The 9,804-nt window shown below is 68.3% G+C and carries 8 protein-coding genes and 1 pseudogene; 4 read left to right on the forward strand and 5 right to left on the reverse strand.

Annotated elements, in window-relative coordinates:
• Nucleotides 1-142 precede the first annotated feature (142 nt).
• The 5 genes from C1A33_RS36575 to C1A33_RS13740 all read right to left on the reverse strand — a co-directional run bounded on the left by C1A33_RS36575 (nucleotide 143) and on the right by C1A33_RS13740 (nucleotide 5,451).
• Entirely contained in the window at nucleotides 143-940 is a 798-nt protein-coding gene (locus C1A33_RS36575) for a metallophosphoesterase family protein (RefSeq protein WP_243407520.1), read from the reverse strand.
• Nucleotides 941-1,046: 106 nt separating this feature from the next.
• Nucleotides 1,047-2,402, reverse strand: coding sequence for an LLM class flavin-dependent oxidoreductase (locus C1A33_RS13725; protein WP_101831909.1), 1,356 nt, complete (start codon nucleotides 2,400-2,402; stop codon nucleotides 1,047-1,049).
• Nucleotides 2,403-2,541: 139 nt separating this feature from the next.
• Nucleotides 2,542-3,357 (reverse strand): ABC transporter permease, encoded by an 816-nt coding sequence (locus C1A33_RS13730; RefSeq protein ID WP_243407521.1) that lies wholly within the window; start codon nucleotides 3,355-3,357, stop codon nucleotides 2,542-2,544.
• Nucleotides 3,358-3,379: 22 nt separating this feature from the next.
• Nucleotides 3,380-4,357, reverse strand: a complete 978-nt coding sequence (locus C1A33_RS13735) for an ABC transporter ATP-binding protein (protein ID WP_101831911.1) — start codon at nucleotides 4,355-4,357, stop codon at nucleotides 3,380-3,382.
• 41 nt (nucleotides 4,358-4,398) lie between these two features.
• Nucleotides 4,399-5,451, reverse strand: coding sequence for an ABC transporter substrate-binding protein (locus tag C1A33_RS13740; protein ID WP_101831912.1), 1,053 nt, complete (start codon nucleotides 5,449-5,451; stop codon nucleotides 4,399-4,401).
• Nucleotides 5,452-6,462: 1,011 nt separating this feature from the next.
• Between C1A33_RS13740 and C1A33_RS13745 the strand changes: the two genes are divergently transcribed.
• The 4 genes and pseudogenes from C1A33_RS13745 to C1A33_RS13760 all read left to right on the forward strand — a co-directional run bounded on the left by C1A33_RS13745 (nucleotide 6,463) and on the right by C1A33_RS13760 (nucleotide 9,480).
• Nucleotides 6,463-7,368, forward strand: coding sequence for a TauD/TfdA dioxygenase family protein (locus C1A33_RS13745; protein WP_101831913.1), 906 nt, complete (start codon nucleotides 6,463-6,465; stop codon nucleotides 7,366-7,368).
• A gap of 118 nt (nucleotides 7,369-7,486) precedes the next feature.
• Nucleotides 7,487-7,633 (forward strand): annotated as a pseudogene (locus C1A33_RS13750) (IS6 family transposase); the annotation flags it as partial.
• Nucleotides 7,634-8,132: 499 nt separating this feature from the next.
• Nucleotides 8,133-8,321 (forward strand): hypothetical protein, encoded by a 189-nt coding sequence (locus C1A33_RS34165; protein ID WP_133150665.1) that lies wholly within the window; start codon nucleotides 8,133-8,135, stop codon nucleotides 8,319-8,321.
• A 196-nt stretch (nucleotides 8,322-8,517) separates the two neighbouring features.
• Nucleotides 8,518-9,480, forward strand: a complete 963-nt coding sequence (locus tag C1A33_RS13760; protein ID WP_101831914.1) for an LLM class F420-dependent oxidoreductase — start codon at nucleotides 8,518-8,520, stop codon at nucleotides 9,478-9,480.
• Nucleotides 9,481-9,804 lie beyond the last annotated feature (324 nt).

Here is a 9,804-nt window from a genome sequence, read left to right on the forward strand (position 1 = left end):
GCCGCCGATCCCCAGGACATCGTCGAGCAGCCGCCGCACACGCTCGATCTCGCCGGCGGTGCAGTCCACCGCCGCCCACCTCCAGCGGCTGACGGACGCTCTGATCACCATCGCGGCACCCTCCTGACCGGAACGAGGGATGTCAGCAGGCGGCGGCGACCAGTGCGGTGAGGTCGAGCGCGTCGCCGCGCACCTCGGCGAGCCAGTCGTCGTCGAGGTAGGTGAAGTCGCCGATCCCGGTGTCCAACAGGCCGACGCTGCCGGCCGTCACCCGCTGCTCGGGATTGGTCGTCTCCGGCTCCCAGCGGGTGACCTTGGGACGGACCAGCTGGGCGAGCGCGTAGGAGGTGGTGCGGCCGTAGACGCGGGGGCCATTGAGGTGGTGGTAGTGACCGCTGACGTGCAGGCGTGGCTGCAGGTGTTCGAGGAGCCGGGTCAGCTTCGCCGAGCCCTGCACGCCTCCTCGCAGGTCACGTGACATCCCGTACGGGCCGTCGTGGGTGATGAGGACGTCCACGCCACCCGGTTCGAGGCGCATCAGCCGCGCGTAGGCACGCTCGTCCAGGTCCATCCGGCCCGAGAGCTCGATCAGCCCGAGGAACGCCACCCGCAGTCCGGCGACGTCCACCACGCTTCCGCAGGCGTCGGCCAGCTGCCCGACGGCGTCCCACGTCCGGTCCAGGGCACGGGACATCCACCGCCGGTCCGTGAGATGACCGCCGGCGACCTCCCGGGCGGCGACGGCTTCCGTCCGGGCCGGCCCGTCCGGTGGCAGGAGCCAGAGGTTGTTTCCGGCGGCCGCAGTCGAGCCGCTGGTCCCGCAGTAACCCTTGTCCACGAGCGTGACACGTGCGCCGGAACTCGCCGCTCCCAGCGCCGCCCAGGTCCCCGCCGGACCGCCCCCGAGTACCAGGACGTCGCACTCGGCGGGGACTGCCACCGACCGCGGTCGACGCCGCGCCCCGCCGGTCACCGCAGCACCGGTCGCTGCCCCACCGGTCACCGCCCCGCGGATCGCTGCCCCGCCGGTCACTGCGGCCCGCCGGTCACCGCGGGACGCCGGCCCGGACAGCGGTGCCGGCAACGGGCCGGGCGGACGGCCGGGCCAGCCCGTAGTGTTCGCGCAGCGTCCTGCCCTCGTACTCCGTCCGGAACAGCCCCCGCTGCTGCAGGATCGGGACCACCTGGTCGACGAAGTCGGTCAGTGCCCCGGGCAGATAGGGCGGCATCACGTTGAAGCCGTCCGCCGCTCCGCTGGTGAACCAGAGTTCGAGCTGGTCGGCGACCTGTTCCGGGGTGCCGGTGAAGACCCGGTGGCCGCGACCGGCAGCCAACCGGGTCAGCAGCTGGCGGATGGTGAGGCGCTCCCGGCGGGCCAACTCGATGACCAGGGAGAAGCGGCTCTTATTGCCGTTGATGTCGTCGACCGTCGGGAGATCTGCCGGCAGCGGGCCGTCCAGCGGGTGGTCGAACAGGTCGATTCCGACCATCTTCGACAGCTGGCTGAGTCCGTACTCGGGCACGATCAGGTCGTTCAGCTCGGCTTCGCGCCGCTTCGCCTCCGCCTCGGTGCCGCCCAGGATCGGGGCGATCCCGGGCAGGATCTTGATCTCCTCGGGCGAGCGGCCATGGTGGCCGGCCCGGTTCTTCACGTCGGCGTAGAACGCCTGGCCGTCGGCCAGCGTCTGCTGCGCCGTGAAGACCGCCTCCGCGTACCGCGCGGCGAACTCCCGGCCGTCCTCCGACGAGCCGGCCTGCACAAGCAGCGGATGGCCCTGTGGGCTGCGGGGGACGTTCAGCGGCCCGGCGACGGAGAAGTGCTGTCCGGTGTGGTTGACCGGTCGGATCAGGTCCGTCTCGGCATAGACACCCGAATTCCGATCGTATACCAGCGCGTCGTCCTGCCAGCTGTCCCACAGCGCGCGCGTCACGTCCAGGAACTCCGCGGCCCGCTGGTAGCGGCTGTGGTGGTCGAGATGTTTCTCCTGGCTGAAGTTGCGCGCCTCGCCCTCCTGGGAGGAGGTCACGATGTTCCAACCGGCCCGGCCACGGCTGAGGTGGTCCACGGAGGCGAACTTCCGGGCCACGTGGAACGGCTCGTTATACGTCGTGGACACGGTGGCGATCAGCCCGATGCGGCTGGTCGCCATGGCGAGGGCGGACAGGAGCGTCAGTGGCTCGAAACGGCCGCTGAAGTTGTACCTGACGTTGTTCCACAGGGCGAGTCCGTCCGCCAGGAAAATCGAGTCGAGTTTCCCCCGCTCAGCAAGTTGCGCGAGGCCGACGTAATGGTCGACGCTGTCGTTCTCCGGATTGGTCGCCGGGTGCCGCCAGGCTGCCTCGTGGTGGCCGACGTGCATCAGGAACGCGTTGAGGTGTATCTGGCGAGGCTGGGCGCTCATTCTTCTCTCGATTCTCAGTGGCTCGGTCGGCCGGGCGGGGTCGGTGTCTCGGCCGGGCGGGACCGGCCAGCCGGGCGCACGCCGGTCAGCTGTCGCAGGCCGGTCAGCTGTCGCAGGCCGGTAGCGCCGGCGCGGGCGGTCACGAGCCGGGTGTGGCGCGCCAGCGCGAGAACCGCCGCTCGACGGCCAGCAGCAGCTGGTTGATCCCCACGCCGATCATCGAGATAGTGATGATCCCGGCGTACATCTCCTGGATGGCGAAGTTGGACTGCGCATAATTGATCAGGTAGCCCAGTCCGGCCTTCGCGCCCACCAGCTCGGCAGCGATGAGGACGACGATCGCGAAGGCCCCGGCCAGCCGGATACCGGTGAACACCGTGGGTACCGCGGCAGGAAGGATCACCTTCTGGAACAGCCGTGGCGACGACAGTCCCATCGACCTGGCGGACTTGATCAGAAGCGGGTCGACGTTCCGGACGCCGCTGATCGTGTTCAGGAGGATCGGCCAGACGCAGGCGTAGGTGACGATACCGATCTTGGAGGACTCGCCCAGGCCGAGAATCAGGATGAACACCGGGAGCAGGGCCAGCGGGGCGGTGTTGCGGAAAAGCTCCAGCAGCGGGCTGAGGATCTCGGCCGCGAGCGGGAACCAGCCGATGACCAGGCCCAGCGGGAGAGCTATCACCACGGCAAGGGCGAAACCGGATCCGGTACGTTTCATGCTGGCTTCCGTGTGCGCCAGGATGTCGCCGTCGCGGAGCATCTCCCACCATTTGTCGATCACTTCCGAGAACGGCGGCAGGAACACCCGGTCGACGACGCCGGCACGCGGAAGGACCTCCCAGGCGACCAGCAGCACCGCGATCGCGACGGTGCGACGGAAGATGGTGCCGGCGACGCGCAGCGGCGCTGCCCAGGCCCGGGCGCCACGCGACTGGATCCGGTCGTCGCCCACATCCACGGCCAGGTCACGCGCATCATCGATGACTGCCAACGCTGCTCACCTTCTTCCTGAACGACACGTTCCCCCCGGACAGCGCACCCGCTCCGGCCTCCGGGAAGTCACTCCCCCCAGCGGCGACATCGTGGCCGGCCACAGCCGGGACGGGATCCTGCGGCGTTGCCTCCCGCTCGCGCGGTTCCGTTCCCCGGCGTTCCGCCTCCTGCGCCCTGGCGACCTCGTCGTGGAGCAGCTCCCACACCAGGTGCCGGTGACGCACGAACTCGGGGGCCGACCGCGGATCGCCGCCCAGTTCCTCGACGGGCGGAGTGTCCACGATTGCCTTGATCCGACCCGGCCGTGATGTCATGATGGCCACCCGCTGCCCCAGGTAGATCGCCTCTTCGATGGAGTGCGTGATGAACAGGACGGTCTTGCGGGTCTTCGCCCAGATGCGCAGCAGCTCGTCCTGCAGCGCCTCCCGCGTCTGGGCGTCCAGCGCGGCGAACGGTTCGTCCATCAGCAGGACGGCGGGGTCATATGCCAGGCTGCGGGCGATCGCGACCCGCTGCTTCATCCCGCCGGACAGCTCGTGCGGGTAGTGGCGCTCGAACCCGGTGAGCCCGACGAGATCCAGGTACTCCCGGGCCCGCGCCCTTCGCTCGGAGCGCGGGACCCGCTTCGCCTCCAGGCCGAACTCGATGTTCCCGAGCGCGGTGCGCCACGGCAGCAGGGCGTACTGCTGGAACACGATTCCTCGGTCCAGGCCGGGCCCGGTGACCGGAACGCCGTCCACCAGGACCTGGCCGCTACTCGGCCTGGACAGCCCGCCGACCAGGTCGAGCAGCGTCGACTTGCCACATCCGCTCGGGCCGACCAGGACGAGGAACTCCCCGCTGCGAATGGTGAGGTCGACCTCGGACAGTGCGGTGAAAGCGGCCTTCGTGCCGCGCGATCTGGAGTCGGCGCGTACTGCGAACCGCTTGGTCACACGGTCGAACTTGATGGTGCTCATGATCGGTATCCTCGCTCTGGACGCCGGGCGTGTGGCGCCGCTCATCTACCGGCGTCGGGCCCGCCGGGCCGGAACGGGTTGAACTCGTTCGTATACAGGTCGGCCGGCTTGACATCCTTCTTGAGCTGGCCGTCATCGCGCAGGAAGTCGATCCAACGAGTGAAGTTCTCGTCCGTGATGAGCCCACCCTTGTCCGGGACGCCGTAGCTCTTCCAGAACTTGATCGCGGTCTTGTCCTCCTTGCGGTTCCGCTTGTCGATGATCTGCGTGAACCGGGCGACGACCTCGTCACGCGAATGGCTCTTCGCCCACTCGAGGGCCCGCGCGACACCTTCGACGAAGTGCGTGACGGTCGTCGGGTTCTTCTTGATGAAGTCCGTCCGCAGCACGTAGCTTCCGGCCGCGAACGTGCCGTAGAGGTCGTAGTCGGAGAAGAGCGGGCGGATGCCACCGCGTTCGAGTGCCTTGTCCCGGAGGATGCCGCCGAGAGCGCCCACCTCGATCTGCCCGGCGCGCAGCGCCTGCTCGGTGTTGACCGGTGGAACCACGGTCGGCACGACCTTGTCGATGTCGCCCGAGCTGAGGCCCTCTTTCTTCAGGTAGGCGTCCAGGACGGCCTCGAGGTGCGCGCCGAGCGTGTTCATGCCGACTTTTTTGCCGATCAGGTCCCGGGCCGACCTGATGGGACTGTCCTCGAGTACGTAATAGCCGCTGTACTGGTCCTTGTCGACCCCGTAGTAGCTGATGACCGACTTGATCGGCGCGCCTGCGGAGATGAGCTTGATGATTGCGCCGTTGAAGGCCCCGCCGAAGTCGGTGTCGCCGGTGGTGGCCGCCTGGATGTCCTGCGGGCCGCTGATGGTGTTGCCGATCCACTCGAGTTTGACCGGGCCGAGGTAACCGAGATCGGCGGCCAGCTCGGGCAACGTGACCTGGCCGACGCTGCCCTGGTACCGCAGGGTCGTCCGCTCGTCCTTCGAACCGCCGCTGCTGCCACTGCTGTCGTTGCCGCAGGCGGAGGCCAGGAGGGCCGCCACAGCAAGGGTGGCCGTGGTTGTGAGCAGCTTCGACTTCTGTCGGATCCTGCGATGCATCGTGGTATGTCCTCTAGGATGTTCAGATTTTTGGAGATGAGCGTTCAGCCTGGTGGTGGATTCTCACGCCAGGAGGCGGAAGAATCCCTTCCCATGCCTGCCCCGGTGGGCATGCGGAAGCCTGGTGAAAAAGCCGCAGAAACCCGATTCCGCAGGAGGTGAGAATGAGTGTGGGGAGTGGTGCGTGGAGGCGCGACCGGCCAGGGTCGACCGCGCAGTCACGGGATCCCGCGATAAAGATTCCGGTGGCGTCGCCGGAAATTTCCGGGAAGCGTGCCGGACGAAGTTTTTCTCTACGATTGCGGCGGCAGGCTGCGGCGCGTCAGGGAACGACCCCCGGAACCTTCGGCCGTGGAGGGCCGTACTCCGATGCCGTTACCTGCTCGCGACGGACCGCCGACGCAGGCACAGCTTCAGCGGCAACACAAAGCGCTGGCGACGTGGACATGGTCCACGGGCCGCCGAGTAGACAGTTCCGCCCCGATCACGTTGCTCACTATCTTGGTGAAGAAGGCGTCTGTCAAGGGTTGTCGCCAGCTTCGGGCGTGTATTCCTGGTATCTCACTCAGGGTATTGGTTCCACTACGCTGAAGTGGGGAATTATTTTCGTGTGAGTGCCAATTGTTGACCTCCGCGTCAACAGGCGTAACCATGACGTCGCGACAGGGATAGCGGCGTGGTGACCCTGACAGTTCCGGGCAGCGTTTGATCTCCCGCCATCCGCCTGATGCCCGGGCCAGGTCTGTCCGGGTCAGCCGTGGCACCGCGTCGCGGCCTGCTCCCGTCACTTCCGGTCTTCAGCCGGCGGTAGCCACGCAATGGCGGCAGGCCCGTTCGCGACAGCCGCACCTCAGCATCGGATCGCGGCCGTCTCGACGTCACCCAGTGCCGGTCCGGGTCCTCGCACCGGTGAGGGATCGGACGGCATCGACGGCATGCGGCCGAGCTGGCCAGCCCTCATCCCCTCCACTGATCCCGCCAAGCGACCCCAAGTGAGCCAAGGAGCCAACCATGGCAGTCATCAGTACGGATCTGCGCGTACGCAAGGTAACCGGACGGATCGGCGCCGAGGTGGCAGGCCTCGACCTGCGCATCGACCTCGACGGCGAGACCGTTGCCGCCGTCCGGAAGGCACTGCTTGAACACAAGGCGCTGTTCTTCCGGGGCCAGGAACTCGACGACGAGGGGCAGCAGCGATTCGCCGCCCGCTTCGGCGAACTCACCAGGGCGCACCCTACCGTCCCCTCCCTGGAGGGCAGCCCGAACGTGCTGCGCGTGGACTCGACCGAGGGCCGCGCCAACAACTGGCACACCGACGTGACCTTCGTGGTGAGCCCGCCGTCCGCCAGTACGCTGCGCAGCATCACCGTCCCCCCGTTCGGCGGCGACACCCTCATCGCCAACACGGCGACGGCCTACCGTGATCTCCCGGACCCCCTGCGCGACCTGGCTGACGGGCTCTGGGCCGAGCACACGAACGACTACGACTACGCGATCCCACCGGCCCAGACGGCGCAGACGAAGGCTTTTCGCGAGGTCTTCGTCTCCCGGAAGTACCGGACCGCGCATCCCGTGGTCCGGGTCCATCCCGAGACGGGTGAGCGAGCCCTGTTCATAGGCGGCTTCGCACAGCGGATAGTCGGCCTGTCGAACACCGAGTCACGCGATCTGCTCCGCCTGCTGCAGACCTACGTCACTCGGCCGGAGAACACCGTCCGGTGGACGTGGGCACCCGGCGACCTCGCCTTCTTCGACAACCGGATCACCCAGCACTACGCCGTGGACGACTACGGCGACCTCCCGCGGCTGCTGCACCGGGTCACGGTCGCCGGCGGAGTGCCCACCGGACTGGACGGCCGGAACAGCTACGCCATCGAAGGGGATGACGCCGCGCACTACACCCCGATCGCGGCTTAGCCCGCTCGGCTGCGGGGCCGGCGGGCCCCGCAGCCGACTGGCCGGACGGCGTCCTGACCGCTCTGTTGCATCGGCGGAGTCCGCTGTCCCGCGACCGCCGGCCGGTCATGATCGAGTGATGCGTCGACGTCGTGCCTGCCCACCGGTCCCGACATCGGAGTCGCGGGGTTCCGGTTCCCGCCGGAGGTGATCGTCCTGGCGGTTCGGTGGTACCTGCGGTTCGCCCTGTCGTACCGGGACGTCGACGACCTGCTCGCCCTGCGGCCTTCCTCGTCGATGCCCGCGACGTACCGGCGGCGGACTCGTCATCGTCCACCCGAAGTCCCGGGCGGGCCGGCGAACCATCGTCCTCCCGCCTGGCCTGGCGGCCGACCTGCGCACGCACCGCACGGCCCAGCAGCAGGAGGCAGAGGCGGCCGGCAACGGGCTCGTCTTCACGCAGCCCACCGGCCACCCCCTCGGCCCCAACGCCGATCACCGGGCGTGGAAGAACCTCCTGAAAGCGGCGGACGTCCGGTCCGCCCGTCTCCACGACGCGCGCCACACCATGGCGAGCCTGCTCCTCGCCCAGGGCGTTCATCCGCCGTCGTCATGGAGATCATGGGCCACTCGCAGATCAGCCTGACCCTCAGCGCCTACAGCCACGTCGCACCCGAACTGTCCACCGACTGCTCATTCTTGCGGGTCTGCCGCCGCGGGACACCGGCTCGGCATCCGGGCTCCTGCAATGCTTCCAGCAGCTCGGTCTCTCGTTGGGAGTCGCCGTGCTGACGACGGTCTACAGCACGTCGCTCCGCAACTCCACGGCCGGGGTGGCTCCAGCGGCTCAGGCGCATCAGGCCATGGCCCATGGCATCGCCACCGCCTTCATCGTGGTGGCGGCCTTCCTCGCGGCGGTGAACCTGGTCGCGATCCTTGCCCTCAACGTCCGAAAGCCCGCGGCGGCTGTCTGAGGGGTTCCAGCGAGAGGAGTTCCGGCGAGCGCCGCCCCACGCGGACATCGGACACGTCGGGCAGCGGTCGGTCTTTCCGCGGAGGACGTCAGTTAACGCCTTCTCGATCCCGGGAAGGCCAGGAATAGTGGAGCGTCCTCGAGCGTCCGGAATGATGTTCGGATTCGCGACGCGTCATCGAAGGAGTCGGTTTTTCATGGGCATCGGGATCTCGCTGCACACAGGAGCAACCCCCATCGGCGACACGTTGCGTGTCATCCTGGGACGCGCCCATGAGGCGGCGGATGCCGGCGTCGACACCATCTGGTTCTCCCAGGGCCTCGACATCGACGCGATCACCGTGTCCGCCCTCGTCGGACGGGAGGTCCCCGGCATCGGGATCGGCACCGCGGCAGTACCGATGTACCCGCGCCATCCCGTCGTGACCGCCGCCCAGGCCAGGACTGCGCAGATCGCCATCGACGGCCGTTTCCACCTCGGCATCGGCCTGGGAACCCAGGCCGCAGTCGAGGACGCCTTCGGCGTCCCGTTCGAGCGGCCCATCCGCCACCTGCGCGACTATCTCCGCATCCTGCGCTCGGTGTTCGAGACCGGTGCCGCCGACGTCCAGGGCCCGACCGTCACCGCCCGCCTACCCACGACGTCGCCCACGGGTCCGCGGACCGGCATCACCCCTGCGATCCCGCTGCTCGTCGCGGCCATGGGACCCCAGGCCCTGCGCGCCGCGGGCGAACTGGCCGACGGAACGCTGCCCTACCTGGCAGGACCGCGCACCCTCGCCGAGTCGATCGTCCCCACCATCGTCGAGGCGGCACGCGCCGCCGGTCGTCCCGACCCCACCATCGCGGTCGGTGTCCCCGCCGCCGTCACCGCCGATATCGCGGAAACCCGCGCCCACGCGGAACGGGCCCTCGCCCCCTACGGCAACGTCCCCTCCTACCGCGCCGTGCTGGACCGGGAGGGCGCGGTCCACCCCGCCGACGTCGCCCTGATCGGTGACGAGGACACCATCGCCGCCGGGATCCAACAATACCTGGACGCCGGAGCCACCGACGTACGCATCTCCCCCGCCGCCTTCCGCACCGACGAGGACCGGCTGCGTACCTGGCGACTCGTCGGAGAACTGGCCCGAACGGCCCGAGCGGCCGTGAGACTGTAGGCACAACGACTCTGTCGCACTGTCTGGACAGACCGGCAGCCACCACCAAGGGTGATCGGCGAGGAGCCCCGGCATTGTTGGCACCGAGCCTCGGACCCCGAAGACATCAAGGACCGACAGTCACCGCCGAACGAGTCCATTCGGAAGCCCCTGCATTGTACGAACCGGGCCTCCGTGCCTGCTGACCTGCATCTGCAGACACCGGCAATCATGCCGATTGATAGATAAAACCTATTTGACCAGGTCAGATGCTAACTACGCAACGTGGTGGACCATGTGTACCAGCATCCGAACCGATTGATCTTGGTTGCTGGCCCTGAAATC

It is taken from the genome of Frankia canadensis, assembly GCF_900197875.1.
Lineage (GTDB): Bacteria > Actinomycetota > Actinomycetes > Frankiales > Frankiaceae > Frankia > Frankia canadensis.

What these genes read in the sequence shown, in the direction of transcription:
- C1A33_RS13725 (WP_101831909.1), bottom strand. Translation starts at nt 2,402, where the DNA reads ATGAGCGCCCAGCCTCGCCAGATACACCTCAACGCGTTCCTGATGCAC.
- C1A33_RS13735 (WP_101831911.1), bottom strand. Translation starts at nt 4,357, where the DNA reads ATGAGCACCATCAAGTTCGACCGTGTGACCAAGCGGTTCGCAGTACGC.
- C1A33_RS13740 (WP_101831912.1), bottom strand. Translation starts at nt 5,451, where the DNA reads ATGCATCGCAGGATCCGACAGAAGTCGAAGCTGCTCACAACCACGGCC.
- C1A33_RS13745 (WP_101831913.1), top strand. Translation starts at nt 6,463, where the DNA reads ATGGCAGTCATCAGTACGGATCTGCGCGTACGCAAGGTAACCGGACGG.
- C1A33_RS13760 (WP_101831914.1), top strand. Translation starts at nt 8,518, where the DNA reads ATGGGCATCGGGATCTCGCTGCACACAGGAGCAACCCCCATCGGCGAC.